The sequence below is a fragment of the Bacillus andreraoultii genome, from assembly GCF_001244735.1.
Taxonomy (GTDB): Bacteria; Bacillota; Bacilli; order Bacillales; family Caldibacillaceae; genus Caldifermentibacillus; species Caldifermentibacillus andreraoultii.
In genome coordinates, this window is the sequence record NZ_LN868937.1 from 125,950 (window position 1) to 151,993 (window position 26,044).

The following is a 26,044-nucleotide window of genomic DNA, read 5'->3' on the forward strand; positions in this document are numbered from 1 at the left end:
TCAAATAACAATGGGTGTTTTTTTATAACCGCAAAATAGAAAGTATACCTTTTTGGAGACTACCCATAATAATTAATTTTTCAAAACTTTACAAAATAACTGTATTTCATTATGGACAATTATCGTATACTTGAGGTAAAGGGGATGAAAGGGAGTGAGAGCATGGTTAAGGCACTGTATAGTAAAGAAGAAAAAAGTTGGATGATGTATGACTGGGCAAACTCAGCCTATTCGGTTGTTATAACGACAGCAATTTTCCCGATTTATTACAAGTCTGTTGCAACAAATGCTGGTGTTGACCCGAGTCAGTCCACCGCTTATTTAGGGTATGCCATTTCAATTGCTACGTTTATTTTGGCCATGATTGCGCCGGTTCTCGGTACGATTGCTGATTATAAAGATTTAAAGAAAAAGTTCTTTATTTTTTTCTTTTTAATGGGGGCGCTCTCAACAATTGGTCTTGTGCTTGTACCTAGTGATCAATGGATCCTTCTTTTAGTTATGAATATACTCACAGCCATTGGTGCCAGAGGGGCGAATATTTTTTATGATGCATTCATTGTGGATGTGACAACGAAGGAAAAAATGGATGAAGTATCATCGAGAGGATTTGCTTTAGGTTATATCGGTAGTGCGATTCCTTTTGTTATAAGTATAGCAATTATTATTTTAGCTCAGTCTGGCATGATACCGCTCTCTGTTACGGCAGCAAGTAGAATTGCTTTTCTTATTACCGCGGTATGGTGGATTGTATTTACAATTCCATTAATAAAAAACGTGAAGCAAATTCATTATGTAGAGCGCAAACCTCGAATTATTGTCCATAGTTTTATACGCCTTGGTCAAACATTTAAAGATATAAAAAAGTATCGTAATATCTTTTTATTCTTGCTAGCTTACTTTTTCTATATTGATGGTGTTGATACAATTATATCAATGTCAACAGCATATGGATCTGATGTCGGCTTGGGTGCTACAGATATGATTATTGCACTGTTAGCTGTCCAAGTAGTTGCTGCCCCATTTGCATTATTATTTGGACGTTTAGCTAAAAAGTATGGAACAAAAACGATGCTTTATGTTGGCATTTTTGTTTATACATTTATTTGTGTTTATGCTATATTTCTCGATAGTGCCTTAGACTTTTGGATACTCGCTATGTTTGTTGCCACATCACAAGGTGGGATTCAAGCATTAAGCCGCTCCTTCTTTGCCCAAATGGTACCCGAAGAAAAATCAAATGAGTTCTTTGGATTCTATAATATTTTTGGTCGATTTGCCGCAGTTTCCGGTCCATTCCTTATGGGAGTCACAACACAATTGACGGGGAGTTCGGCGATGGGCATATTTAGTTTAATAATATTATTCGTCATTGGATTTATCCTATTATTATTTGTTCGAAAGCCTGAGAGGGATGTAAACTTACCATCAGAGGTTAATACAACAGTCTAATTTTTGGGAGGGAGATGAAACCCTCTCTTTTTTTCTATATGATAGTTATGAGAAATTTTTAACTCTGTGTTGAATTTACTTATTCTTTATCAAATAAATCATTGATTGATATGAAAAATTGGAAGGAACATTGAAATGAAAATAACGATTGTTACTGTAGGAAAACTGAAGGAAAAATATTTAAAACAAGGCATTGAGGAGTATTTAAAACGATTATCTGCGTATGCAAAGGTTGAGGTTATTGAAGTCGCCGACGAAAAAGCTCCTGAAAACTTAAGTGAAGCGGAAATGGAAGAGGTAAAAAAGAAGGAAGGGGAACGAATTCTTGCCCACATCAGCCAAGATACATATGTAATTACATTGGAGATTGGTGGGAAAATGTTGAGTTCTGAACAATTAGCAGCGAAAATTGACGAACTAGGTACGTATGGAAAAAGCAAAATTGCCTTCGTAATTGGTGGCTCACTTGGAATGAGTAAAGAAGTCCAAAATCGTAGCAACCTAGCCCTCTCCTTCTCAAAAATGACCTTTCCCCATCAATTAATGAGGTTAATTTTATTGGAGCAAGTATACCGGGCGTATCGGATAATTAGGGGAGAACCGTACCACAAATAGAGGCAAAAATTGTTGTAGATAAGGTGGTAATTCTTTATCGGAAGCGGGTATTGAAAAAGTGTGTTCATTATCTGTTTCACGATACAACAAATGGATAAGTATAAAGGATTTGGATATATTCATTTCTGTAAAATCAAATTCAAGTTCTATGTTTTTAATTGTTCTGGATCTATCTTTTTGTTTGATTGTAATATTCTCAATTAATAACTGTAGTAATTGCTTTTGGTTTTCTCTAGATGAGTTATTATAAACCGATAGAAACTTTTTTAGTAATTTTTCAATCAAATCTGGTTGAATTACCTTCGAATCTATAGAACTTAATTGGATGGCAATCTCATTTTTCTCTGATTCTAATTCTCTTTTTTCATTGGAAACCTTTTTTAAACTTTCTTGCAGTATATCCACAGGAAGAGTGTTTTTCTCAAAGGCTTCCATATACCTTGCCTGTAATTGTTCAATTTCCTTTAACCGCTTTTCAATCTCTACTAGTTCTTTATTAAGTTGGCTTATCGAATGAGCGGAATTAGAACTAATGTCTGTGAGAATCTTATATAATCTCTTCTTATTAGAACTAAGTTGTTCAATTTTCATGATAACCGTTTCCTCTGCTTCATATGCCTTTATGGAATTAGCTTTACAAGCAGCAGATCCTTTGTTATGAAAATCGCTACAGACGTAATAACGATGTTTTCGTTTCGTTCCATCTTTTCGTGTATGTGTTGTAATTGATGGAACCATTCCTTGACCACAATCAGGACAGCGTAAAAGGCCACTAAGTAAAAATGGTTCGTTTGATTGACGCTGCTTAAATGATTTACTTTTTCTCCTTGCTTGTACAACGCCCCATAGTTCGTCTGAAATAATTGGCTCATGTTTTCCTTCTACAAGAATGGGATTTGGATTTTTCCCCTTTCTTCGTTTGGATTCCCAATTTTCAAATTTCAACCAACTGATTTTACCGTTATATATTACATTGTCTAGGATTTGCGCTACTCCATTGATGGAGAAATAACGATTACGCTTGGTTTTATACCCAGCTTTATTTAAGTAGTTAGAAATCGCTCTTAGCCCTTTACCATCTGCATACATATGATAGATTAACTGTACTACTTCAGCTTCTTTTTTATTGATAACTAGCTCCTTCTTAACTGTGTCATATCCAAATACAACTCCGCCGTTCCACCTTCCCTCTAAGGCTCTCTGTTTCATTCCAAGTTTTACGTTTTCTGCTAATGTATTTCGCTCCATTTCAGCGATTGAGGCCATGATTTGAAGTACTAAACGACCTATAGGACTACTGGTATCAAAGTTTTCTGAGTAGGATATAAATTTTACATTGTACTTTTCAAACTTATCTAGAAGCATGAGCGTTTCTAGCATATTTCTTGAAAGTCTAGAAATTTTCCAGACTAGTACGGCATCAAATCTTTCATCTTCGACATCTCTAATTAGTCTCTTCATTTCCGGACGTCCTTTTACTGATTTACCGCTAATTCCTTCATCGACATATTCATCTACTACCTCCCAGTTATAGATTTGAGCATATTGCCGAAGTGTTTGGAGTTGCGCGGCGATACTGAAACCTTCTTTTGCTTGTTCTTCTGTACTTACGCGAGCGTAGATAGCTACCTTTTGTATCTCAGTTACCATATTTGTCCTCCTTTCACTTTTATAATACTATGAAAATAATAAAAGGAGAAAATGGTTTTTAGTAGTATTAGTCTATCAAAACGGCGAAATAACTTTTTAGGGGTGGTGTAAATGTCTACTATAATAAATGGTATTTCTGGAGATTTGATATTATCAGAAGGTGAATATGGATATAAACCGGTTATTGATGACTTCGAAAATGCGAATTTTATTAATATAGTGACTTATAATATTACATCGTTTGAAGATGCTGAGTTAATACAGGAAATTCGAAAAGTCGATAAACATACACCTATCAATATTATTTTAAATATACCATCAAGGTATAAAGGAAAAAAATTAACTGGCACAGCAAAAACTAAAGCAGTAGAGCAAACATATTATTATTTAAAAACTTTAGAAAGAAACAAATTTGGAGATTTAAATGTTTACTTTAATTTTAGAAATCACGCAAAGTTAATTATGACAAATAATATTGCGTATATTGGTTCTCAAAATTTTTCAGATGCCAGTTCTGAGAATATAGAATTGGGATTTATTATATCTGAACCAAGTTCAATTAACTATATTAACTCTAAGATATTTGAAAAGATAAAAAGTAAATCTTTCCGTTATGCAACATCGGATTATACTGTAAAGATGGAAGAGATAGCTAATGTTATGAGCGGATTAATTGAGGAAATTCGATACAATATATTTACGATAGTTGGGGATGAACCTTACATACCGGAAATTGAGGCATTTGATATTGAGAGAGCTTACTTTCCAAAAGATAAATGGGAAGAATTTAAAGAATTGCATCAAAAGTTTGATTCAATTATCGAAGAGCTAAAAGATAATTATAGCGAAGTTTTCAATGGCACCAAGGCGGATAAATTAGTCGATGGTCTAAACGTTCAATTAGAAAATTTTGTTCTTCAATTAGATGATCTTGCAATATTTATTGATTCTAGGAAGGAATCAATGATTTGGGATAAGTTTTGGGAATTAGATGATGGAGAAGATTTGGATAAAACCTTGGAAATTGCAACTAGTCAAGCTTACGGATATAAACAAGAACGTTTTGGGCATTTAAATTCCGAGAGTGATGAGTTAATTAAAACTTTTGATAGTATTGCTATAATTATTTCGGGTATAGCAGAATTAATTGAAGAGATAAAATTTGAAATGTTAAAAGTAACTGTATATGAAAATGAAGAAATTATAAACATGAGTGAATAACTTGTAACTACAACAGTGAAGGTTTCAATTCCTAGCCCAATGTTATTAATAGGGGGGTTTTTAGTGAGAGCATGGATGAGTAAAGGGAGCTTATTAAGCTCTATCCAAGATATGGTAGGAATTAAAACAGGATTACTTATTACAGATGATGATATTTTCAGACTCATGAGAGACACATCTTATAGTAATCGATTTGAATCAATTAGAAATCTGGATAACCAACATTTAATAACTTTAAGAGGAGAGGAATTTGAAGAGATTATATCTATAATTAGAGTGAAGTTAGGAAATAGGGATAGTGTTCCAGCACCGTTTCTCCTAAAATTAGCTTTGGACTTTCCTGAATATCAGGATGACTTGGCAAAACTAGTCAAAGCCTTATCTGAATATACAAATAAGAATAAGGGACCGTTATTAATTAATCAAGAATTCCATAATAAGTTGAAGGAAATGTCGGGTGCAGGTGAATTTATAACAATATTATTTATTAAAGACTTGATACAAACACTTGATCATAGTGTCACAAATAAATTTACAATTGAAGAATGGGATGGGGAAATACCTTTGAGTGATTTATTTCAAAGTGAAAATCTTCCCGCCAATAAAGAGAAATTTATTGACCAAAGATTTATTGATTATCTCCATGCACAAAATCAGGATGTTGACGGCATTCATTGGAGACAGTTTGAAGCACTCACAGCTGAGTTTTTTCGCAGAAATGGCTATATAGTAACATTGGGTAAGGGGCGGAATGATGGAGGCATAGATGTATATGCAGTAAAGGAAAATAAAGACAGTAAAAAGCCAGAAGCCATTATTATTCAATGTAAGCGACATAAAGAATCAAATAAAGTAGGTGTGAATATTGTTAAGGCACTATACTTTGATATTATAGACAAAGAAGTAGATAAAGGAATTGTTGCAACAACTTCATATCTAGAGCCACAAGGGAAAAGAATTTGTGACAGTAAAAAATATCCAATTGACTATGCCGAATTAGATAAGGTAAAAAATTGGATTGATGAAATGAAGAGCAAAAGCCTATTGAGGTATTAAAATTATTCTAGAGGTTCCCAATCTGTTTATTATGCTAATTGTAGTTAAGTACAGGATTATTAAACATGATTATCTTATTGTGTAATAAGTTAATTTAGCAGTCTATTCATTTAAAAATAGACTGCTAAATCAGCTTCTGACAAAAAACAAATAAACTCCATAATGTAAAGCTAACAAGTTGTTAATCAAGAAGTTCAAGACTTATTTCCTCAAATAACTCTTCATCAAATTCGTAAACTATTTCTTTAATTGTTCGTTCTTTAGGTTTTTCTCCATTATTTACTTGAATTTCTTTAATAAGCAACCGGAGGAATTCTTTTTTATCAAAGTCATCTAATAGGTTATAAAATGCATTAAAATTATTAGCAATGCAGTTAATTGCTGGTAACAAGTCATTGTTGTTCTTTAATTCAATCTGCTTTGTTAATAGTATTTTAAATTCTTTTTGTTCACTTTCTTGATTTTGAACTCTTTCCATTTCTTCACTAAGTGTATCTATGTCAATTATTCTTTTTGTATAAAGTTGCAAGAGATCCTGTTTCTCTCTTTTTAGTTCAATTAAATTTTTTTCTAGTAATTTTAGTTCCTCTTCAATTGGTTCAAGTTCACTTTTTAGGTTATCAATAACAACTCTTTGTAATGGTACAGAGAGGTTTAAATCGTTAAGGTAATTCATAACCTGTGATAATACCTCTTGCTCGGCATATTCCTTTTTTACAAGGTTCGACTTACATGCTTTAGACCCGCTGTTTTTAAAACGGCCACACACGTAATATTTGTACTTATTGTTTGCATTCCCTTGTACCATTGCACCTCCACAAGTAGGACACTTTAATAGACCTGATAATGGAAAGGAGCCGTTGTGTATTTTTTCTTGGGTATGACTACGTAGTGATAAAAGTTTTTGAGTTCTTTCCCATAGCTCTTCACTGATAATTGGATAATGGTTACCTTTTTTATATTTACCTTTCCATTTAACATAACCATTGTAGATTTTATTATTGAGAATAGTTCTGACTGCGGTAATTGACCAATGATTATCCTTTTTGGTTTTGATACCTTGCATATTTAAATTACTAGCTATTTTTCGATAACCCCACATTTTATTGGAATAACAATCAAAAATGTATTTAACTACTCTTGCTTCATCTTCGTCAATTACTAATTTCTTATTTATTAAATTGTACCCAAATACCATTCCACCGTTAAAGTCCCCATTTTCAAATGTCTTCTCCATACCTAGTGATGTACGAAAGGCAATTAGATCTTTTTCGACTTCTGCAATAATACCTAATATCTGATAGATTAGTTTTGAATTAGGATCATTTGTGTCGATATTATCAGCGATAGAAATTAAGTTCTTGTTGGCCTTTTTTAGACGACTAAAGATATATTGGGAATCTAAAGAATTACGTGATATACGATCTTGTTTAAATACGATGATGGAATCAATGTTATTTTCCTTTTGGAAAACGTTATAAAACATCTCTTTAAACTCAGGTCTATTTGAAAAGCTTTCTCCTGATGCGGGTTCCTCTACATATATTTTTACAAGAATAATATTATTTTCCTTACAATACTTTTCTATTGCTTCAATTTGTTGTTCAATTGATGTGTTATCTAGTTGTTTGTTTGTGCTAACACGCACATAAGCATAAGCTCTTATATATTTTACTGGCATATTAACTTGAAGCCCAGACATTTCAATCTTTGCTGTCATCTTTCACCCTCCAATTCAATAGAAAATCCTTTTCCTATAGAATCAGAGTATTTAACCATTAGGTCTGTTAGGTGATTTAGAAAATCATAGCCTTTTATTTTTGTTAACTCTTTACTTGTTGCAAGTCTAAGTCTGTAATCTTTATCGTAATCTAACATTTCATTTTTCATCATAATTTAATGATCTCCCCTTATCTATTTGTGATTTTATGACACAAATAACAGTCCGCTCGTCATTTGCTGAAACATGATAACCGCGAAAAAATGATATTTTAAGAGAAAACAAAAATATTTTTATTTTATTTGGATTTTGGATAAATTTGATTGAAATTTTAGGTGGATATAAAATGAGGTAAAGGATGAATTGAGGGGAAACGAATGCTATCAATCTCTAGGAAAGATTTATATGAAAAGCTGTGGAATATGGGGATTACTAAGACAGCAACAGAACTAAGTGTTCCATATAATAAATTAAAAAATGCATGTACTAGTAATGATATCCCACTACCTACAGCCTCTTATTGGAGTAGCTTATATTTGGGAAAGAAGCCAGTTCAGCCAGCGTTGCCAAATCCAAAAGATAATCGTATGATTGCTCTCGCAAAGGCTAAAAAGCAAAAAGCTGCAGCACCTAAAAAAATTATAAAAACTGTAAATGCCGAAAAATCCAATAGTATTTCTACTGAAACAAATGTCACTTCACGTATAAAGAAAAAAGAAAAGCCGACCTATTTTTCATACTTAGGGAATGAGAAACAGAACCTAACAGATATTTATAACACGTTAAAGGTTAATAAAAACTTATCTAGTAACCCCCATAGGGAAATAGTAAAATATCGCAAAAAAAATCAGTCCTATAGAGAAGATAAATTAAGAATACATTCAGCTTCTGGTGAAATTACTCCAGAAATCTTACCTTTTATTGATAGTTTATTTAAAGCACTTGAAAAGGCAGGAGCAAAGATTGTTAGTAAGTATGATGAAACAGAAGTATTGTATAAAAAATATACTTTTACATTGAATTTTAAACTACCTTGTAAAAAGATAATGCTTTCTCCGGATGATAAAAATTATTCAGACTATCATACATTTGAATATGAAACAACTGGGAAAATAAACGTTGAAGTTGGTTATAAAGTTTATTGGTATAAATGGGGTAGATACGAAAAATTAATAAAACAAACTAAGACTACAACACCTGAAGATTTACTGAGAAGAGTATTCTTATATATATTTTCACTACCAGAAATCATTGATGAAAAAGAAAGGGATCATATCATTGCAGAAGAGAAAAAACAAAAAGAAGAACAAGAGAGGAAATTACTCAGGGAGCGGAGAGAAAGGGAATATAAAAGAACTCAGGATTTGTTGAATAGCTCGGTAAACTATTTTTATTCTAAACTAATAAAAGAATACATTTCTGCTGAATTAGATGAAACAACAGATGAATAGTAAGCCCCCATTCAAACAACGCATATAATTCAACAGCACCTCTTGTTAAGATTGACTTATCAATCAAAGGAGGTGCTTTTCATATGCCAGAACAAAAATTAACTATTGTCCCCGTAACATTGCATTCCAATACAGAAAATACTCCAATCACAAAATCAACTGTCTCCTCTTCGAATTCAACTTGTACAATTAAGTTTGGTAAAGTTGAAATCTCCTTCTCCAACGGTATTGATGAGCACATCATTCAAACTGTCATGAGGGAGTTGAAAGATTTATGAGACATGATTACTCGAGTGTGAAAAATATCTATATTATCTGTGGTAAGACAGATATGAGAAAAGGAATAGATGGATTAGCTACACTAATTCAGGATTCTTTTGAACTGGATCCTTATGGTGATTCAATTTTCTTGTTTTCTGGGTGGAGTAAAGATCGCTATAAATGTTTATATTTTGACGGTGACGGCTTTGCCATGCTTTATAAGCGATTAGATAATGGAAAACTTCAATGGCCCAGAAACGAAAAGGAAGTACGAAATCTATCCCAACAAGAACTACGCTGGTTATTAGAAGGGTTATGCATTCAGCAGCCAAAAGCCATTCAACCATCTCAAAAAGGACAATTTTAACTCTATTAAAGTTGAAATAAAGCTATTTTCATTACGTTCAAGATGCTATACTAATATTATCTTATTTGAACGAAAAGTGGTGAGTCTTGTGGTTAATGCTTCGTCTAATAATCAGAATCAATACGAGAAATTAATTCGGCTTCTTGAAGAACAATTAGCTCATTCTAATCAACAAAATGAAGCATTATCCAAACAGATAGAATCACTAACTGAGCAAGTTCGCTATTTAACGAAACTTTTATATGGATCAAAAACAGAGAAAACGAAATATAATGCACATGATGATAAGCAAATTTCATTATTCGAAGATGATTCGTCTTTTAATGAATCTGAGCACACAGAAGAACAAAGCCAACAAACGATTTCTTACACTGTTGTACGCAAAGTTCAGAATAAAAAACGGAATGATTCATTACATGAAAATATTGAAGTAAAGACCATTCATTATCATCCGGATAATACGATTTGTGATTGTTGTCAGTGTCAGATGACTGAAATAGGTACGACAATTGTCCGTGAAGAGGCTGAATTCATACCTGCAAGAATGGAAAAAATTCAACATATTGAACATGCATATGAATGTAGAAACTGCAAAGCCGATTTATCCCAAAAGGCACAAATTAAACGTGGCAAATCACCTCAGCCTCCGATTCAACGAAGCATTGCTGGTCCGAGTGTTCTTGCCAAGGTTATTTATGATAAATTCGTTCAATACTTACCCCTTTACCGGCAAGTAAAGGAATGGGATCGTTATGGATTAAATACAAATGATAAAAATCTTTCTAATTGGGTTATTCGGGCATCACATGACTGGCTTTTGCCTATATATGAGCGAATGAAAAACATCATGCTAAAAAAGTCCATTTTACACGTCGATGAAACTTATGGACAAGTTATCAATCGATCGGATGGAAAACCTGGCCAATCTAACGCTTATAACTGGGTTTATCGAAGTGTACCTAGTCAAGGTCCAACTATCGTTCTGTTTCAAAGTTCATTATCACGAGCTCGATCTGTTCTTGAAGGCTTTATTGAAAATTATTCAGGAACGATTGTCTGTGATGGTTACTCAGCATATGACAAAATTGAAGGGATTACCTTTGCCAATTGTTGGGCTCATGTTAGACGTTATTGGTTAAAAGCAGACAGTAAAAACGGACGAATTGGTGTAAAATACTGCGATGATTTATTTCGCCTTGAAAGGGAATTTAAGCACTTATCCCCAAGTAAACGAAGGAAAAATCGCAAAAAGTACTCGAAACCGTTAGTTGATAAGTTTCTTTCCTGGGTTGAAAAATCACCATTTTACGGGAAAAATGCACTCGCTAAAGCAGCTGAATACACGCTAAATAGAGCGAACGGATTAAAAGCATTCTTGAATGATGGCCGAATAGAGATTGATAACAATCCCGCCGAAAATGCCATCCGCCCGAATGTAATTGGTCGAAAAAACTGGTTATTTTCCGTGAGCGAAGCTGGTGCAAAAGCAAACGCAATCTGCCTTAGTATCGCAGAAACAGCTAAAGCGAATGGGATAGATTTCTACCAGTATCTAGTAAGGATACTGAAAGAACTACCAAATTTGGATATCCATAGAAACCCAGAAATTATAAACAACTATTTGCCTTGGTCAAAAACAATCCAAGCAGAATGTGTAAAATAACCGTAAATCTGATAAAAAAATCATGGTTTTACGGTTATTTGTAGTACGTACCATTAAGGTGCGTTTATTTTTTTATTTCGGGCTTACGTTTCAACTACACCTGTGGAGTAATATGTTAAAAGAAAACAGCCAGCACTATAAAATGCTGGCTTGTTGCAATGCATGAGACAAGTGAATAATAGATTTGGACTATATAATATTATTATAATTGTTCTATCTATTCAGCATACCATGTTTTCTTTTATCAGCATTTCTAATATCATTGCTAGTTATAATAGGTTTTATCCTTTCTCTTGTTCTTTCGTGGATAAAATCTTCTTTAAATCCTAATTCTTTTAGTAAATAGAATTCTAGTATGTTACGTAGGATATGGAAAGCAGTTAGTAGATCTTCTCCTTTAAGAGCTTTATCTTCTAGTTTCTGATTATAGTGTGTGTAATAATTTCTTGTTTTAGCAATTAACTGAGGAAATTCAATAAAATTGAATTCTCCGGTGTGAAAGAAGAATCTATAGTCTGCTATTAGTAAATCAGCCAGACGACTTCTTAATACAACAAAGTTTCTGCATCCGTCTAGTAAAAACTTTCTATCTTGTTTCCGAAAGGCTTCAGGTCTTACTTCTAATAACTTTTCTACTCTTTCTTTATAATCATGAAGAGAATAAGCAATCCTACGAGAATGGTAGGTTTCTAATGCTTGTACCATGTTCAAGAAATGCCGACTAACTGATAAGTTTTTATTGTATAAACTGTCAATATAGAGTTCTATTATGGGTTCCATTATAGTTGATACCTCTTGCCATTGTGAGAAATTTGCTTGTTTCAGCTCACTCAAGCTAAAAAGGTAATCATGTTTTATTAACCGCTCATTATTATTTTCACCTTTTAAAGCGTGTTTATGAGCGTGAATAACTTCTAACGGCAGAATATGTTTCTCATGATCTTCAAATTCATAATAAATATCGGGACTTTCAACGATCATCGAGTCGTAGCTTAGAGGGACACCTACAGCTATCTCGATAAGTCTTTTCATTTGGTCGGCTATTTTCATAAACCATTCTAATTTTTGAATTGATTGTGCTTCAATTATAAGATGTGGGGTTTGCTTTAATGTTAATTCCTCTTTCATGAGGTAAAACGGATCACTGAAGCTCAAATAGTAGGATATACTGTAAACTCCATTAGAGAAGATTTCAATAGGCTCTACAATTTTTAAATCTATAAGAGAATCCCCTCTTTTGTCTAAATCGGGTCTTACGTAGTTTGATACATCACCCCACTGTATTATACCCGGTATGCTAATAGTCATTTTAGAAAATCTGATATCTTCTTCTTTATTAAAGTTTACACCATTAAACATGAACTGGGCCTTATACCCAAATACTTCCTCGGTCCCAATCCTACTTTTGGTACTTATTCTAGAACAATTGACAAGGGTAATCTTAGCACCATTAATCGTAGAACCAGTAATAAAGGGAATTTCAAGAGGAAGTTCTAGGTAACTCATTATAGGCCCATTATTAGGTATACGGATATATAGTACTATGCCACCTTTATCTTCATTTAAATATAAGTCCCCTGTATATTTCTTTCCTGTATTGATAATCTTCCAAAAACCTGTTGCAGATAAATTTAATTTCATTATTTCACCTCCACAAAAGCGTTGGTAGCTATTTCTAGTGTATCTATAAATTTCAAATTATAGCAACTTAATAATTCTAGTTTTTGTGTTAAAACATTAAACTTTGAAATTTAAATGAATAATAGTTTATATTCTAAGGCCTTCTTAATATTGAATAATTAATAATAAAGGCTTTAAATATGTTGAACTTTGTTATAATTTCTAATATGGTGTTCTATAGAAAGGAGAGGTTTTATGACTATACTACTAGAAGAAAAAGTAACAAATCATGATACATATATAAAAGTAGAGAGAATTATACAACTTCTGGAAACTATTATTGTAAGTGATATTCCTTCAGAACAAGTGTCAAAGTTAGAGCGATTAAGTGAAACAATAAATATTTTAAAACAAGCTCTTGATAGAGCGGATCCATGGTTACTATCACAATTAACACTCCAAAATATGAATGGTCATATTACAAATATTATAAATGAATTAACTAACTACCATAACAACAAGAATGTTCAGCATTTAAATAATGCCCTCTCTCACCTTGAAAAAGTAATCCCATTTTTCCCTCAAGTAATGCTTACAAGGACTCCAGAAGACATAGAAGGTGTTAGAGAATCAGTAATCTCGTTTAGAAAGTCTATTGGTCAGCATTTAGCGAATGTAGAAAAACAGGCAAATGCAGCCGAAGAAGCATTCAAAAACAATAAAGAGAAGCTCGATGATTTAACATCTTCAATTGAATTTCAAAAAAGCAGGATTGATTCAGTGATTTCTGATTTTCAAGACCAATTTTTAAAAGGTCAGTCTGAAAGAAGCGAAAGAATTGAACAGCTTATTGAACAAACTAAAAGTGAATTCAACAATTTCATATCAATTAAAGGTACAACAATTGAGGAACAAATGAACAAGCAACAAGAAGAACATGATACACAATTAAATAAAAATGAAATAGAATTTGACGAGCAAATGGCAAATCAAGAAAAAAAATTTATAGAGGCATTTGAAAATATTAATAAAATGAACGAAGAAGCAGAAAAAATTGTTGGTATTATAAGCATGAAAGGACTCGCTAGTGGTTATCAGAAGATTGCTAATGATGAGGGTAGGAAAGCGTTTTGGTGGAATATGGGTTCAATAGCCTCCATTCTAGCTGTTATTGTATTTGGAGTATTTTTTATACTTCTTCATGAAGGAACAATGGATTGGACAACTTTAATTAGTAGAGTTGTTTTATCTGGGTTTGGATTAACTTTATTTACTTATTGTGCAAAGCAATCCAGTAATTACAGAAATGAAGAAAGACGAAATAGGAAAATTGAACTTGAATTGGCTTCGCTAGACCCCTATTTGAAGGATCTGGAAGAAAGTCAACAAAAAGAAGTAAAGCAGAGTCTTGTTAACAAATACTTTGGTGTAGACTTTCTCAATTCAAATAGTAAAGAGTCCCATATAAATGAAAATGGGTTTGATTTATTAATGAATAATCCTCAATTGTTACAGACTCTTGCAGAAAAGGTAAGTCAATTCAAACAGACAGAAAAACAGTAATTTTGGGAGTGAGATAAGTGGATTCGATCGTTTTAGATCTACAAAAAGAAGCAATGGACTCAGGTTCCAGTATTTCTAACTTACTGAGAAAATCATATGTAATTTCCAAGAAGCTAAAAATCAGAGACTTTGAAAAATGGGCAAGTCAGGAATTAAACGGATATATGAGTAATCTTGAAAACATTCCTGATTATCGAGAGGTTAGAGGAAGCCTTCAGTTCCTCAATCCCATATATGGTTGGCGACCAGTTATAATTGAAAATCCAGAACTAGCCGATATTGTTTCAACTAATAAAATTTCTCAACCTATAACTGAAATTGAATACTTGGTGGAAAGCAGTAATGACCATTTAGTCATCCAATTACCACAAAATATACAAAATCAACTTTCAAATTGGGCGGATGGAAGACCTACAAAGTTCCAAGTTAGTTTTGGGAAGAGTCAAGCTCAACAAATAATTGACAGTGTGAGAAATATAATTTTAGAGTGGTCAATACAACTTGAGGAGGATGGAATATTGGGTGAGGGTGTTAGCTTTTCAAAAGAGGAGAAGCGTGAAGCAGACAAGCAAAACTATACTGTCAACAACTTTTATGGCAATACCTCTGGAGTACAAATTCAGCAACATACACAACATTCAATACAAACACAAATAAATGAAATGGATTTGGAAAAGGTAAATGAATTTATTTCGATGCTACGGGGGAATTTAAGTCACATTACGCTTGAAAGAGAAGTAAAAGAGGCACTTGAGTTAGAAATAAGTAAAATATCAAATGAATTAATGACAAATAAACCCAAAACCCAAATTATTAAAGAGTCTATGAGAACTATAAAAAGTGTTCTTGAGGGGATAACTGGTAGTTTAATTGCTTCTGGTTTATTACATGAAATTAGTAAAATCACTGTGTAAGTAGAAATGGCAGTCGTATTTTGACTTCTGAATTCCTCTTAGTTTTTTTCATAGCCATGTCGACCACTTTTGCATATTTCTTAAAGGTTTATGATCGATCCCTTTAGAAAGTTTTTGCGTATTATAAATTCTTACTAAATATTTGCTTCTTTATAGGCTTATCAACACCGGTAAGCTAACTTTATATGAAAAACAGCATTGGTAAGTAAAATCCAATGCTGTTCTTTTGCCTCTTAAAACAACACGGAGAACCGTATCATAAATAGAGGCAAAAGTTTTTGAAGATAAGTGGGAAGGTGCTTGTCTATTAAGGTATTATTGAGTTATACAACGGAATGATACAAATGGTGAATGAACGTATATGTTTTTGACTTCTGTAAATTTTGAGGGTTAAAATTCAATATAACCTTCCAAATTCCACTTGTTAAGATTTTTTACGGTAATATTTAAATGTATCCTTTGAACGGGCCTCTGAGGTGAATGTTATGTATGAACCAGCAATAGAAGATTCATATCAAATCAGTCTTCAAAATATACGCTATTACTCGCAGTATATCTATTCAGGGATTGAAATTCTTCTCGTCATAAGAGGGGAAATAGAGGTGACGGAAAATCAACATTCTTATCATTTGTATGAAAATGATCTTCTGCTTATTAATGCCAATCATGTACATGCAATCAAAGGGAATGAAGACAATGTCGTTGTCATATTGCAAATACCCCTACAGTCAATTGAGCAACATTACCCAAAAATTCATGAATGTTATTTCGACTGCAATTCAGCAAAAAAGGATAGTGGGTTATATCTTCTATTAGATCAAATCCGTAAACTTTTAGCGGAAATTCTGATTGCTCATTATCAAAAGCAGGATGGAAGTGAACTTGAAATCAATAGTCTGATTTATAAATTAATCACACTATTGATCCGAAATTTTAAAACGACTTTTCTTGGACAGAAACAGAATGAAATGATTGGAATGAAGGATGAAAGAATAAGGGATATTCTTGCTTTTATCGAAAAAAATTACCGCAAGCAGATATCACTGGAGGAAATTGCCAAACAGCAATATTTATCCCTTTACTATTTATCTCGGTATTTCAAGCAGGAAGTTGGTGTTAGTTTTTCACAGTATGTAAAACAAGTTCGTTTGAAAGCTGCTGTTCATGAGCTTTTATATACTGACTATACGATTATTCAAGTTGCACTGAATAGTGGCTTTTCAAATGCGAAGGCGTTTAACAAGGCATTTAAAGAAACGTACCAGCAAACGCCTGCTGAGTATCGCAGTCTTCATAAAAAACAATCTGCTGATATCGAGGAAGTACATCATGTAAGTGACCAATATACATTGTTGACATCGCCTAATTTTTTAATAGAAATAAGTAAGTACATTTCGTCAAGTGGAAGAAATTCTACATCGATGGAACCAGCCGTTTCGGCGATTCATATTGACATTCCGCAAGAGCCTAATTTTGTTTTGGAAAAAGCCCACCGATTACTAGTAATTGGCCAGCTGGAATATGCTTTACATGAAGAAGTCCAAGCAGAATTGCAGCTTATTCAGGAACTACTTCAATTTGAATATGTCTATTTCACGAATCTATTTTCTCCCACTTTTACGATCACAAATCCGCAATTGCAAATAGGCGGAGATTTTTATCATATTAATGTGTTATTCAGTAGGTTTCAAAAACTCGGTTTAGTGCCCTTCATCCGTGTCGAGTTTGAAAAGGAAGTTGAAAGCAGCTCTAATTATGTTCAATTGTTAGCTGAATTTTTACAGCAAAGTGTTCATTATTTTGGCAGCGACTTTGTAGGAAAATGGCAGTTTGAATTAGCTTTTACAGAGTGGGGTGGTGTATCACGAGCCTTTTATCAAGATTTTTACCAAACTGTGAAAAAATGGACTTCTTCCGCTAAAGTTGGTCTTCATGTGCCATTTTCCTTAGAAACAGGAATCACAGCGCCTGTTAAGGATTTTTTAAAGCAATTCTCTAATCAATGCGAGTTGATCTGCTTTACTTGCAATCCGAATGAACAAGTGGATTTTACTGACATGAATAATAGTATATTTGAAGGTGTCAAAGACTTCCTAAAGAAATCCTGTATCGACTTGAGAGAAAAACTGCAATCAGTGGGGTTGTCAGACAGTCCTGTTTACTTGACAAACTGGAATACGCTCTATGGAAATACGGTAGATCTAAGTGGAAGATTCTTTCGTTCATCTCTTATTTTTAAAGATATGTTTGATATGATGAAGGAGATTTCCGGTTTGGGGTTTTGGATTGATACCCATTCATTAGAAAAAAATAATCAGAAGTATGAACATATTTCCATGAATGGGATTGCTCTGCTATATTATTATCAATTGAAACGCCCAGCTTTTTTTAACATTCAATTGATGGCAAAAATGAACCCTCAAATTTTAGCAGAAGGGGAGGGCTTTGTCCTGACCAAGGGAGATCAAGGGTATCAACTGGCTATTTATAACACCTCCTATGTCAATCCTTCTTACTCGGTTGAAAGCTTCTTTTTGGACTCTTTAACGAAGGAAAAAAGATTTGTAATTTCAGGGTTGCCCCGCGGGTCTTATCAAATTCGTAAGCATATTCTGGACCGAAATAACGGTGCATTTTACATGAATTTGGTCAACTTCCAACGGGGAGATATCAATGATCGAGAAACTATTACGTTTCTGAAGCAGCGAACCTATCCTGAATTGCAAATCTATGAGGAACATATTGATTCACACCTTTATTTACAATCGACTCTAACATTAAATGCCTTTCATCTCTTTGAAATCAAGCCGTTAGGTTAAAATCTAACGGTTATTTTTTGCTCCTTATAATCAAACATATAGCGATGTTGTCAAATGAAGGGAATATATTAGACAATGATTGGAAAGCCTTTCATAGCTACACGATTTAAAATAATACATGTAGAAAACGTTTTCACGACATCATGTTTATTGGAAGGAGACTATATATGTCTGTTTCTCAGGGAGCGTTAAAAGAAAGCAAAGCCAAACTTTTAGTTCCAAAGGCCAAAGGTTCTCGTGAAGCAATGTTAATTACCGCTTTAATGGCTGGCTATTCTATGATTTACATGGACAAAAATATGATTTCTACTGCGATTATCCCAATTGCCGATCAATTTCATCTCACAACAAGCCAAACAGGATTAATGATGAGTTTATTTTTCCTTGGTTATTCGCTAATGCAAATACCTGGGGGATGGCTGGCAGATAAGATTGGATATAAAAAGGTTTTAATCCTTTCTCTATCACTTATTACATTATTTTCATTCACATTTGGTTTCGCCGGAAGTTTACTAGTGTTTATCTTGATTCGCTTCATGGCTGGTGTAGGCCATGCTGGTTATCCCCCGAGTTGTTCGAAGGGGATTGCAGAAAACTTTCCAGTAGAAAGACGGACTTTTATCCAATCGCTTATTTTATCAACGAACGGGATTGGTGGAATTTTAGCGTTTGTTATTGGGGCACGATTGATTGATCTAAATTGGCATTATGGTTACTATGCTCTAGGTGTATTCTTTGCTATTTCGTTACTGTTAGTTATTTTCTTTGTACCAAATAGTGCGCCAACACCTAAGATTAAAGAACAGCCAAAACAAATTAGTTTTAAAGAAGTAATTACCAATCGAAATGTGCTTATTTTATTTATCGCTATGTTTATTGCAAATGTTGGCTTTTACGGAAATATGTCTTGGCTACCATCGTTTCTAAAAACTAAATTTGATTTATCAATTAGTACAGTTGGAACCATCCTGGCATTCAATGCCGTTGGTGGAGCATTAGCATCCTTATTTGCTGGGGTTTTATTAACGAAATACTTTGCCGGCAAGGAGAAAGCACTTTTATTAGGCAGCTGTATTCTTTCATCCTTGTTGTTTATTGGTATTGTATTTTTTGATTCATTGGCTCCATCTGTTGTTTGCTTATATTTACTTACATTTTTACTAACGGCGATCTTTGTAACGATTTTCTCTTGGCCACACAAAATTTTACCTGAGAAAGTAATTGGTTCATCTATTGGAATCGTTAATACAGGTGGGACACTTGGTGGCTTTGTTGCCCCAATGACATTTGGCGTGTTCATTTCAATGGCTGGAGGATCATTTAACATTGTATTTATCACGTTAGCAATTGCCATTGTTGTATGCGGTCTCATTACCCTTACCGTTAAGATAGAAAAATAAGAGGAGGAAAAAATGATGTTAAATCAACTTTTACAAAAACTCGATGAGAAAAAAGGAAGAATGATCGAAATTCGCAGGTATTTGCACCAACATCCTGAATTATCTTTTAAAGAAGAAAAAACGGCACAATATATTGCTAATTTTTATAAAGATAAGGATGTAAATGTCCGAACGAATGTGGGTGGATATGGTGTGGTTGTGACTATTGAAGGCAGTCAGCCGGGTAAAACTGTTGCCCTAAGAGCTGATTTTGATGGCCTACCAATATCAGAAGAAGCGGATGTTCCGTTTAAATCACAAAATCCAGGTGTAATGCATGCATGCGGTCATGATGGACATACTGCATATTTAATGATTTTAGCTGAAAGCTTAATCGAAATGAAAGATCAATTAAAGGGAAATGTTGTAATCTTGCATCAGCCTGCGGAAGAAACGCCTCCTGGTGGCGCAGTTGCAATGATTGAAGATGGTTGTTTAGAAGGTGTTGATAATATTTTTGGTATTCATCTAATGTCTTTAGCAAATACTGGGGAAGTTGCCTATCGTTCTGGGGAAATGCAAGCTGGACGTTCGTATTTCAAAGTGAAAATTCAAGGAAAAGGCGGACACGGTTCTGCACCTCATACAAGTAATGACAGCATTGTTGCTGCAAGTCATTTCGTTGTCGCAGCCCAGACGATTGTCAGCCGTCGAATTAATCCGTTTGATATGGCAACGGTAACTATCGGTTCGTTTGATGGGAAAGGGTCCTTCAATATTATTAAAGATTCTGTTGAACTTGAAGGAGATGTTCGGACAATGTCTGATGAAGTTCGCGCTAAAGTGGAAACAGAATTTAAGCGAATTTTAGCAGGGATTGCTCAAGAATTTGATATTACCTATGATTTAATCTACTCACATGATTACCCTGTTTTAGTAAATGATAAAGAGATGACGGAATTGGTTGCTAATGCAATTAATAAAGCCGAAATTCCTGAAATTAAAGCAGTTGTTGAAACACCACCTGCATCCGCTTCAGAGGATTTTGCCTATTATTTACAAAAGGTTCCAGGAAGTTTCTTTTACGTTGGGGCAAAGCCGGTGGATGGTCCCGCTTATCCACACCATCATCCTAAATTTGTTATTAATGAGGATAGTCTAATCATCGCAGCAAAAGCAATGGCAGCCGTTGTTGTAGAGTATTTAGGGTAAACAAGGGGACGGTTCTTATGTTTCGGCGTGGGAACCGTCTTCTTTAAAGGAGTGGTCACATGTCTTTTACAAGTTTAAAAGATTTAGTTGAACTTGCTAGTCGGAATATGGCAACTATTGCGGAATTTTTATTGGGCTTTAATCTTCAAAGAAAAGCATTTGTTACTTTACATACATTTGTTCAAGCTTGCTCTGGTAATACTTTTACCCGTGCTTCTAAACCTTTTATTTCTTTAGTCATATAGCTTGCCAGTTATTTTTTCTAAAAAGTTCATAGTAACCTCATTTCAGATAGTAAGCTGTTCAACAGAGTTTTATTATTTAATTGAATCGTTCAGTTTTTGGCGCTGTTTATCAACCCATGATTTTGCATCAACGACAAGATCATCACAGAAGGCTGCTACATCGTTGCCAGTAACTTCTTTAACGCGTTTGCCATTGGCTGCTGCTTCTTCAAGAAGGTCGATGATGTGATTAAAGATGAACATTGTCTCTTGCCAATCCATCATGCCACCAGTGTTCCAGAGATATTTTTGCATCGCTTTGTAGGCTTTATAATAGTCCTCGGGTAAGGATTTTGCACGGTTTTCCATTTCACGCCATTCTTTCTTTTCGCTAAAATCTCCAAAGATTTTTTCTAAAAAACTCATCATAATACATCTCCATTTGATTTTAATTTTTTGAGCTCATTAATTTTACTTGAGACGAAATCCCATTTTTTCCAAAAAATTTCAAGCTGTTTTTGACCTGCTTCGTTAAGGGTGTAAAATTTTCTAGGCGGCCCCATAGTGGATGGTTTTTTCTCAATGTCCACTAGATTGTTTTTCTCAAGCCTTAATGTAATCGTATAAACGGTGCCTTCAACCACTTCAGTAAAGCCAAGTTCTCGGAGCTGTTGTGTAATTTCATAGCCGTAAGTTTCACCACGGCTGATGATTTCAAGCACACACCCTTCAAGCACCCCTTTCAGCATTTCTGTGATATTTTCCACTTTATCACCTCTATTTATCTTTTACTTTTAATTGTTTTATAATCTGTAACACTGGTATTCAGTGTTACTAACTACTAGTATATTGTATTACTGAATAGCTACGCTTGTCAATAAAAAATTTTTTCATATAACTATTGTAAAGAGATAGGGATAATTCTGAACAATTAACCCATGAAGTATTCGCTTTATTTGCAGATAAGGCTATAAAAATAAAAAAGCACTGGATAAAACCAATGCTATTTTCGTATGGGTTGAAATCTATTAAGAGAAGGAATCATCTACAGATTTTCTTGCGTCAGTTCATATCCTTCTTTTTCTGCATGCCCTAATAAGTAGAGAAACGCAAAAGCGGGGATACGAATGATTTTCGTATTTGTTTTGTGCTTTATTATACCGTAATCATCGTAATTACGAGTCACCACAATTGCTCCTTTTGTTTGAGAATCATTCGCCCATTCTACAATTGCTTCGTTTTCAGAGATAGTAGAATTTTGTTTGTACTTCACTTCAATTAAGATACGACCAATTGGGAAAGAAACAATGATGTCAATTTCTTTTTGAGTTTTAGCATCCCGAAAATAACCAATAGAAGGATGTTGATCATAGAAGAATGTATGGATATGTTTAAATACCGCCGTTTCGATAATTGTACCCATTTCTAATGGATCTGTCAGAACTTCTTCTCCCAACATTAACACAGCATTACGAATGGCAGGATCGGCTAAAATAATGAGATGAATAAAAAACAAAATCTCTAAAGTAAGCCCGAATAAAAAAATAAACGCACCTTAATGGTACGTACTACAAATAACCGTAAAACCATGATTTCTTAATCAGATTTAAGGTTATTTTACACATTTTGCTGAATTGTTTTTGACCAAGGCAAATAGCTGTTTATAACTTCTGGGTTTCTATCCTGAAAATATAAAGCTTCTAAATATAAAAAAAGACAATACTAAGTAAACCGGTTTTAGTTTCCAGTAAATGGTAACCGGCTATTCTATGTATATAGTGTTTATCGTGTCCCTGCCCCTTTTACACTACAGAGTCTTGCCATAAGGATGTGTGTCCGCCTATGCTAAAGACAACAAAGTTTCCAAAAACAGCCTGAAAATGAAATGAATAAATGGGGCTGTACAAAAAGAGTGTATTTTTGATTTTCGAATGCCCATATTCATGTTTCAAAACCTTGATATATCGATATTCTTGATTATCAATTGTTTAGGATATCCATTTTTAGGACAACCTCTATATTCAGGTATGCTGCTATATGAATAGGATTCGTGTAAAGGTTAGACAAGTTCGGTTTTAAACGGGTTCTTTTATTAATATTCATGCATGGTTGTATTTAAACTGTCTGCTAAATTAGCTACTTTGGATCCTGCCTCACCAATTTCTTTCAATATATGGGCGAAATTAGTCATTTCCTCATTACTTCTTTCATTCTGCTCCTTGTTAGTGATACTGGCTGATAAAATATCATCAAAGTTTCTTGTTGTATCCTGTACATTTTTATTCGCTAATACCGTTTTAGAATCTAGCTCTTGTATTTGAGTTACTACATTTTCAATTTGTTTCGTCGTTGAGAGAATTAATTCAGTTATATTATTTGAAGATATTTTTGTTTGTTCTGCTAACTTCCTGACTTCATTAGCAACAACTGAAAACCCCCTTCCATGTTCTCCTGCTCTTGCCGCTTCAATTGCTGCATTTAGAGCCAATAGATTCGTTTGTTCGGCAACCGAAGTAATAAATGCAACAATATTTCCAATTTCCCTTGAATTTGCTTCTAATGAATGAATAGTAGATTGAATATCAGTTACACTATTTTTTAAAGAAATCATTTGTTCATTCACTTGGCCTAACTGGGTTCTCCCATTTTTAGATACGTTTGCGGTGAAGATGGAAGATTGTAATCCTTCGTTAAGATATGAAATAATACTTTCAGAATGAGCAATGGCATCAGAAACGGCTATTCCAACTTCTTCTGACATGGCTGCTAAGTCCTCAGTAATGGTGCCAATCGTCTCTTTAATATTATGCTTTGCCTCCACTTCTTTTGCTGCTGTGGCCTCATTTTGTAACTCTTGTATAGCTGAAAGGCAAAGTTGTGTTTCTAAGTTAAAGATTTTTGTAACAACTTTGGAAGCTAAGGCAAAGCTTTCGATATCATCATGATAATATTCTTCTAATATATCTAATATATTGTTTAAAAATGCTTGATTGGTCACTAGGTACCATTTTACTTCTACACCTGTCTTTATATAATATTTACTCAGTTGGTATCTTTTATCGGCAAATGCATCGTTAATTACTCCGTCAAAAAAGCCAACGACATATTGTTGAGAACCAACTAAATCAATACCTATTGGCGCCATATCTACTACACTTCTGATTCCAGGGAAGGGGTTCTCATACAATGGGTTATATATTTTTTCGATGTTAGCTTTTATCAATGGTTGTAACGCCTTTGCAACAGCCAAATCATCTATAGTAAGATTAATGAGAGATAGTTGTTTAGTTAAATGACGATCTTTATGAATATCTATCTTTACATATGGCTTATGTTTACTCGCTTCTACTTTCAAAGATGTTAATTCTTTTTTCGTGAATAATTTCATTAAAAAACCTCTCCTATATAAGTATTGCTCAAAATGTATGTTTTGTAAGCTACTATCGTTAATTAAAATGATTTTAAAATAGCATACATTATTATACTATAAATGGGTTGGAAAATACTTCTAATTAATCTCAATTAGAATAGGCATGTTTGTTCGATATCATTTTAAGGGATATAGTTAAGTATTCGTTTATCTGACATTCTTTGGCTTATTTTGATGAAAAATGACATAATAAAATAATTAAATAATAGTAAGGATGACACGATGAGACAGATTGTAAATATAAAAATAAAACAAATAGCAATGAAAGCTATCACAAATGGCTATCCATTAATTTTAAAAGATGCAGTTGAACCGATTGTTTCGCCAATTGAAGAGGGAAGCTTATTGCGATTAGTCGATTCATTTGATAACTATGTAGCTACGGGTTATTACGGCGTCCAGAATAAAGGAATTGGTTGGGTTTTATCTCGTAAGGAAAAGGAAAAAATTGATATAAAGTTTTTTAATAAAAAAATTCGTGATGCTGTGAAAAAACGGGCGAATTTTTATGAATCAGAAGATACAACTGCTTTCCGTGTGTTTAACGGTGAAGGAGATGGGGTTGGTGGTTTAACGATTGATTTCTTCAACGGTTTTTATATGGTGAGCTGGTATAGTGAAGGGATTTATTCATTCCGTGAAGATATCTATCAAGCATTGAATGAAGTGGTGAAGCCCCGAGGTGTTTATGAAAAATTACGCTTTAATAAAAATGGTCAATATATGGAGCAGGATGATTATGTATCAGGGGAAAAAGGGGAATTTCCGTTAATTGTTAAAGAAAATGGGATGAACTATGCGGTTTATTTAAACGATGGTGCAATGACAGGAATTTTCTTAGATCAACGCAATGTTCGTGCAGCATTACGAGATAAATATTCAAAAGGGAAGACAATATTAAATACATTCTCTTATACAGGTGCGTTTTCTGTAGCTGCCGCATTAGGTGGTTCAATAAAGACAACAAGTGTCGATTTAGCAAAACGTAGCTTACCAAAAACAATTGAACAATTTGCGGTCAACGGAATCGATTTTGAATTACAGGATATTAAAGTGATGAATGTCTTTGATTACTTTAATTATGCGGCACGTCACGGATTGAAATATGATGTTGTTGTATTAGATCCGCCAAGTTTTGCCCGTACGAAAAAAATGACATTCAGTACAGCGAAAGATTATCCGAAGCTGTTAAAGGATGCTCTGAAAGTTACGAATGATGATGGAATTATCATTGCCTCAACAAATAATGCAAGTTTTCATATGAAAAAGTTTAAAACATTTATCGATAATGCATTTACGGAAACAAATACACGCTACAAAATTTTAGAAGAGCATCGGTTGCCAGAAGATTTTACCGTCCCGCACAATTTTCCTGAATTCAACTATTTAAAAGTCGTATTTATTAAGGTAATACGTTAAGGATGTGA

The 26,044-nt window shown here is 33.7% G+C and carries 23 protein-coding genes and 1 pseudogene; 15 read left to right on the top strand and 9 right to left on the bottom strand.

Annotation, left to right across the window (positions count from 1 at the left end; genetic code table 11):
* Positions 1-162 precede the first annotated feature (162 nt).
* Together BN2144_RS06105 and rlmH are read left to right on the top strand one after the other, a co-directional pair.
* Complete coding sequence (locus BN2144_RS06105) at positions 163-1,452, top strand: MFS transporter (protein WP_033827401.1); 1,290 nt, start codon at positions 163-165, stop codon at positions 1,450-1,452.
* Between the two features lie 135 nt (positions 1,453-1,587).
* Entirely contained in the window at positions 1,588-2,067 is a 480-nt protein-coding gene (rlmH, locus tag BN2144_RS06110) for a 23S rRNA (pseudouridine(1915)-N(3))-methyltransferase RlmH (protein ID WP_033827402.1), read from the top strand.
* Here the strand turns inward: rlmH and BN2144_RS06115 are convergent.
* Positions 2,008-3,717, bottom strand: a complete 1,710-nt coding sequence (locus tag BN2144_RS06115) for a recombinase family protein (RefSeq protein WP_033827403.1) — start codon at positions 3,715-3,717, stop codon at positions 2,008-2,010. The genes rlmH and BN2144_RS06115 overlap by 60 nt on opposite strands.
* 111 nt (positions 3,718-3,828) lie before the next feature.
* On the opposite strand from BN2144_RS06115, the gene BN2144_RS06120 reads away from it, so the two are divergent.
* Positions 3,829-4,938 carry a phospholipase D-like domain-containing protein gene (locus tag BN2144_RS06120; protein ID WP_033827404.1) on the top strand — a complete coding sequence of 370 codons (1,110 nt, stop codon included), beginning with the start codon at positions 3,829-3,831 and terminating at the stop codon, positions 4,936-4,938.
* A gap of 63 nt (positions 4,939-5,001) precedes the next feature.
* On the top strand, positions 5,002-5,994 hold the full coding sequence (locus BN2144_RS06125) for a restriction endonuclease (RefSeq protein ID WP_033827405.1): 993 nt from the start codon (positions 5,002-5,004) through the stop codon (positions 5,992-5,994).
* Positions 5,995-6,175: 181 nt separating this feature from the next.
* On the opposite strand, the gene BN2144_RS06130 is transcribed toward BN2144_RS06125, so the two are convergent.
* Both BN2144_RS06130 and BN2144_RS19850 read right to left on the bottom strand, forming a co-directional pair.
* Positions 6,176-7,714, bottom strand: coding sequence for a recombinase family protein (locus BN2144_RS06130; protein WP_050632225.1), 1,539 nt, complete (start codon positions 7,712-7,714; stop codon positions 6,176-6,178).
* Positions 7,711-7,887, bottom strand: a complete 177-nt coding sequence (locus BN2144_RS19850) for a hypothetical protein (RefSeq protein ID WP_154665494.1) — start codon at positions 7,885-7,887, stop codon at positions 7,711-7,713. Before BN2144_RS19850 ends, BN2144_RS06130 begins: the two co-directional genes overlap by 4 nt.
* A gap of 204 nt (positions 7,888-8,091) precedes the next feature.
* Between BN2144_RS19850 and BN2144_RS06135 the strand changes: the two genes are divergently transcribed.
* The 4 genes from BN2144_RS06135 to tnpC all read left to right on the top strand — a co-directional run bounded on the left by BN2144_RS06135 (position 8,092) and on the right by tnpC (position 11,456).
* Positions 8,092-9,165 (top strand): hypothetical protein, encoded by a 1,074-nt coding sequence (locus BN2144_RS06135; protein ID WP_222860089.1) that lies wholly within the window; start codon positions 8,092-8,094, stop codon positions 9,163-9,165.
* Between the two features lie 83 nt (positions 9,166-9,248).
* A complete protein-coding gene (locus tag BN2144_RS06140; RefSeq protein ID WP_033826476.1) occupies positions 9,249-9,443 on the top strand; it encodes a hypothetical protein in 195 nt (64 codons plus the stop codon).
* Positions 9,440-9,793: an IS66 family insertion sequence element accessory protein TnpB gene (tnpB, locus tag BN2144_RS06145; protein WP_033826477.1), complete on the top strand. Its 354-nt coding sequence runs from the start codon at positions 9,440-9,442 to the stop codon at positions 9,791-9,793. Before BN2144_RS06140 ends, tnpB begins: the two co-directional genes overlap by 4 nt.
* A gap of 88 nt (positions 9,794-9,881) precedes the next feature.
* Positions 9,882-11,456: an IS66 family transposase gene (tnpC, locus tag BN2144_RS06150; protein WP_033826478.1), complete on the top strand. Its 1,575-nt coding sequence runs from the start codon at positions 9,882-9,884 to the stop codon at positions 11,454-11,456.
* A gap of 213 nt (positions 11,457-11,669) precedes the next feature.
* Here tnpC and BN2144_RS06155 read toward each other — a convergent pair whose 3' ends face one another.
* A complete protein-coding gene (locus tag BN2144_RS06155) occupies positions 11,670-13,097 on the bottom strand; it encodes an ApeA N-terminal domain 1-containing protein (protein ID WP_033827406.1) in 1,428 nt (475 codons plus the stop codon).
* 234 nt (positions 13,098-13,331) lie between these two features.
* Here BN2144_RS06155 and BN2144_RS06160 point away from each other — a divergent pair, with 234 nt between their 5' ends.
* The 6 genes from BN2144_RS06160 (at position 13,332) to BN2144_RS06185 (ending at position 21,208) form a co-directional block, all read left to right on the top strand.
* Entirely contained in the window at positions 13,332-14,639 is a 1,308-nt protein-coding gene (locus BN2144_RS06160) for a hypothetical protein (protein ID WP_033827407.1), read from the top strand.
* Between the two features lie 17 nt (positions 14,640-14,656).
* Positions 14,657-15,553 carry an AbiTii domain-containing protein gene (locus tag BN2144_RS06165; RefSeq protein WP_033827408.1) on the top strand — a complete coding sequence of 299 codons (897 nt, stop codon included), beginning with the start codon at positions 14,657-14,659 and terminating at the stop codon, positions 15,551-15,553.
* A gap of 485 nt (positions 15,554-16,038) precedes the next feature.
* A complete protein-coding gene (locus tag BN2144_RS06170; RefSeq protein WP_033827409.1) occupies positions 16,039-18,372 on the top strand; it encodes a helix-turn-helix domain-containing protein in 2,334 nt (777 codons plus the stop codon).
* Between the two features lie 167 nt (positions 18,373-18,539).
* A complete protein-coding gene (locus BN2144_RS06175) occupies positions 18,540-19,772 on the top strand; it encodes an MFS transporter (RefSeq protein WP_050632226.1) in 1,233 nt (410 codons plus the stop codon).
* Between the two features lie 15 nt (positions 19,773-19,787).
* On the top strand, positions 19,788-20,963 hold the full coding sequence (locus tag BN2144_RS06180; RefSeq protein WP_033827410.1) for a M20 family metallopeptidase: 1,176 nt from the start codon (positions 19,788-19,790) through the stop codon (positions 20,961-20,963).
* 59 nt (positions 20,964-21,022) lie between these two features.
* Positions 21,023-21,208 (top strand): hypothetical protein, encoded by a 186-nt coding sequence (locus tag BN2144_RS06185; protein WP_033827411.1) that lies wholly within the window; start codon positions 21,023-21,025, stop codon positions 21,206-21,208.
* Positions 21,209-21,280: 72 nt separating this feature from the next.
* Here BN2144_RS06185 and BN2144_RS06190 read toward each other — a convergent pair whose 3' ends face one another.
* The 5 genes and pseudogenes from BN2144_RS06190 to BN2144_RS20915 form a co-directional block, all read right to left on the bottom strand.
* Positions 21,281-21,613, bottom strand: coding sequence for a DUF1048 domain-containing protein (locus tag BN2144_RS06190; protein WP_033827687.1), 333 nt, complete (start codon positions 21,611-21,613; stop codon positions 21,281-21,283).
* Positions 21,613-21,954, bottom strand: coding sequence for a PadR family transcriptional regulator (locus tag BN2144_RS06195; protein WP_033827412.1), 342 nt, complete (start codon positions 21,952-21,954; stop codon positions 21,613-21,615). The genes BN2144_RS06190 and BN2144_RS06195 overlap by 1 nt, the downstream gene beginning before the upstream one ends.
* 278 nt (positions 21,955-22,232) lie before the next feature.
* Entirely contained in the window at positions 22,233-22,703 is a 471-nt protein-coding gene (locus BN2144_RS06200; RefSeq protein ID WP_033827413.1) for a DUF4143 domain-containing protein, read from the bottom strand.
* A 576-nt stretch (positions 22,704-23,279) separates the two neighbouring features.
* Positions 23,280-23,948: a methyl-accepting chemotaxis protein gene (locus BN2144_RS20910; protein ID WP_407638058.1), complete on the bottom strand. Its 669-nt coding sequence runs from the start codon at positions 23,946-23,948 to the stop codon at positions 23,280-23,282.
* Positions 23,949-24,050: 102 nt separating this feature from the next.
* Positions 24,051-24,575: pseudogene (locus BN2144_RS20915) on the bottom strand (protoglobin domain-containing protein); the annotation flags it as partial.
* A 264-nt stretch (positions 24,576-24,839) separates the two neighbouring features.
* On the opposite strand from BN2144_RS20915, the gene BN2144_RS06210 reads away from it, so the two are divergent.
* Entirely contained in the window at positions 24,840-26,036 is a 1,197-nt protein-coding gene (locus tag BN2144_RS06210) for a class I SAM-dependent rRNA methyltransferase (RefSeq protein WP_033827415.1), read from the top strand.
* Positions 26,037-26,044: the final 8 nt, after the last annotated feature.

What these genes read in the sequence shown, in the direction of transcription:
- BN2144_RS06175 (WP_050632226.1), top strand. Translation starts at nt 18,540, where the DNA reads ATGTCTGTTTCTCAGGGAGCGTTAAAAGAAAGCAAAGCCAAACTTTTA.
- BN2144_RS06115 (WP_033827403.1), bottom strand. Translation starts at nt 3,717, where the DNA reads ATGGTAACTGAGATACAAAAGGTAGCTATCTACGCTCGCGTAAGTACA.
- BN2144_RS06160 (WP_033827407.1), top strand. Translation starts at nt 13,332, where the DNA reads ATGACTATACTACTAGAAGAAAAAGTAACAAATCATGATACATATATA.
- BN2144_RS06170 (WP_033827409.1), top strand. Translation starts at nt 16,039, where the DNA reads ATGTATGAACCAGCAATAGAAGATTCATATCAAATCAGTCTTCAAAAT.
- BN2144_RS06210 (WP_033827415.1), top strand. Translation starts at nt 24,840, where the DNA reads ATGAGACAGATTGTAAATATAAAAATAAAACAAATAGCAATGAAAGCT.
- BN2144_RS06105 (WP_033827401.1), top strand. Translation starts at nt 163, where the DNA reads ATGGTTAAGGCACTGTATAGTAAAGAAGAAAAAAGTTGGATGATGTAT.
- BN2144_RS06120 (WP_033827404.1), top strand. Translation starts at nt 3,829, where the DNA reads ATGTCTACTATAATAAATGGTATTTCTGGAGATTTGATATTATCAGAA.
- BN2144_RS06135 (WP_222860089.1), top strand. Translation starts at nt 8,092, where the DNA reads ATGCTATCAATCTCTAGGAAAGATTTATATGAAAAGCTGTGGAATATG.
- rlmH (WP_033827402.1), top strand. Translation starts at nt 1,588, where the DNA reads ATGAAAATAACGATTGTTACTGTAGGAAAACTGAAGGAAAAATATTTA.
- BN2144_RS20910 (WP_407638058.1), bottom strand. Translation starts at nt 23,948, where the DNA reads ATGTCAGAAGAAGTTGGAATAGCCGTTTCTGATGCCATTGCTCATTCT.
- BN2144_RS06155 (WP_033827406.1), bottom strand. Translation starts at nt 13,097, where the DNA reads ATGAAATTAAATTTATCTGCAACAGGTTTTTGGAAGATTATCAATACA.
- BN2144_RS19850 (WP_154665494.1), bottom strand. Translation starts at nt 7,887, where the DNA reads ATGATGAAAAATGAAATGTTAGATTACGATAAAGATTACAGACTTAGA.
- BN2144_RS06190 (WP_033827687.1), bottom strand. Translation starts at nt 21,613, where the DNA reads ATGAGTTTTTTAGAAAAAATCTTTGGAGATTTTAGCGAAAAGAAAGAA.
- BN2144_RS06140 (WP_033826476.1), top strand. Translation starts at nt 9,249, where the DNA reads ATGCCAGAACAAAAATTAACTATTGTCCCCGTAACATTGCATTCCAAT.
- tnpB (WP_033826477.1), top strand. Translation starts at nt 9,440, where the DNA reads ATGAGACATGATTACTCGAGTGTGAAAAATATCTATATTATCTGTGGT.
- BN2144_RS06130 (WP_050632225.1), bottom strand. Translation starts at nt 7,714, where the DNA reads ATGACAGCAAAGATTGAAATGTCTGGGCTTCAAGTTAATATGCCAGTA.
- BN2144_RS06185 (WP_033827411.1), top strand. Translation starts at nt 21,023, where the DNA reads ATGTCTTTTACAAGTTTAAAAGATTTAGTTGAACTTGCTAGTCGGAAT.
- BN2144_RS06180 (WP_033827410.1), top strand. Translation starts at nt 19,788, where the DNA reads ATGTTAAATCAACTTTTACAAAAACTCGATGAGAAAAAAGGAAGAATG.